The sequence below is a fragment of the Aeoliella straminimaris genome, assembly GCF_024054565.1.
Lineage (GTDB): Bacteria > Planctomycetota > Planctomycetia > Pirellulales > Lacipirellulaceae > Aeoliella > Aeoliella straminimaris.
Window position 1 is genome coordinate 1 of the sequence record NZ_JAMXLR010000045.1, and the last position, 979, is coordinate 979.

Consider the following 979-nt stretch of genomic DNA (forward strand, 5'->3'; position numbering starts at 1 on the left):
CTAGCGCCATGCAGGCAATTTGAGTAGATTTGGGAATTCTCACCACTGGAGGGTTCGATGGTTTACTCAAAGGAGCGGCGAGCGGAAGTGCTCGCGGAGTGCGATGCAGGCAAAGGCACGCGTGAGGTCGCGCTGCAGTTCATGGTCAGCGAATCGTGGGTACGGCGGGTAAAACAAGAGCGTCGTGAGCAGGGTAAAGTGGCTCCGAAACTTACCCGAGATCGCCCACCTGAATGGGCCAATCACGCCGATTGGCTGCGGGAGAAAGTCGCTTCGCAGCCGGACATAACGCTCATGGAGCTGGTAGCGCTGGCCGCCACAGAACGTGACTGGAAGACCTCCGACGCGACTCTCTGCCGGGCCCTGAAGTCGTTGCGTCTGACGCGAAAAAAAAGACGCTCCTTGCCGAAGAACAAGACCGCGAAGACGTCGCGTTGAAGCGTCGGCAGTGGATCGCTTCGCAACCGGACCTCGATCCCGACCGGGTGGTCTTTTTGGACGAGACGTGGGCGAAGACGAACATGACGCGGACCTATGGTCGTAGCGAGAAAGGCTCGCGAGTGGTGGAGAAGACACCCTGCGGACGCTGGGAAACGACCACATTCTTAGGGGCCATTCGAGCGACTGGTTTTATAGCCCCTGTCTGCGTCGAGGGGGCCATCAATGGGCGATTGTTCAAAGCGTGGGTCGAACAACACCTGGTGCGTGAACTGCAAGAAGGAGATGTGGTGGTGATGGACAACCTCTCCAGCCACAAGGTAGCCGGCGTCGTCGAGGTCATCGAAGCGGCCGGGGCTGAAGTCCGCTACCTGCCGCCCTATTCGCCAGACCTCAATCCCATCGAACTGGCGTTCAGTAAGTTCAAACGTTGTCTACGGGACGGTGCGAAGCGAACCCAAGAGACGCTTGTCGAACTCTGCGGCAAAGTGCTCGAACTATTCAGCGAGACGGAGATGCGGAACTACTTCCGCCACTGCGG

2 protein-coding genes are annotated in these 979 nt (G+C 58.6%); both read left to right on the forward strand.

Annotated elements, in window-relative coordinates:
* The first annotated feature begins 57 nt into the window (after nucleotides 1–57).
* Entirely contained in the window at nucleotides 58–438 is a 381-nt protein-coding gene (locus tag NG895_RS13585) for an IS630 transposase-related protein (protein ID WP_252853050.1), read from the forward strand.
* A partial coding sequence (locus NG895_RS13590; protein WP_252853051.1) for an IS630 family transposase occupies nucleotides 435–979 on the forward strand: 545 nt, incomplete at its 3' end. The genes NG895_RS13585 and NG895_RS13590, both read left to right, overlap by 4 nt.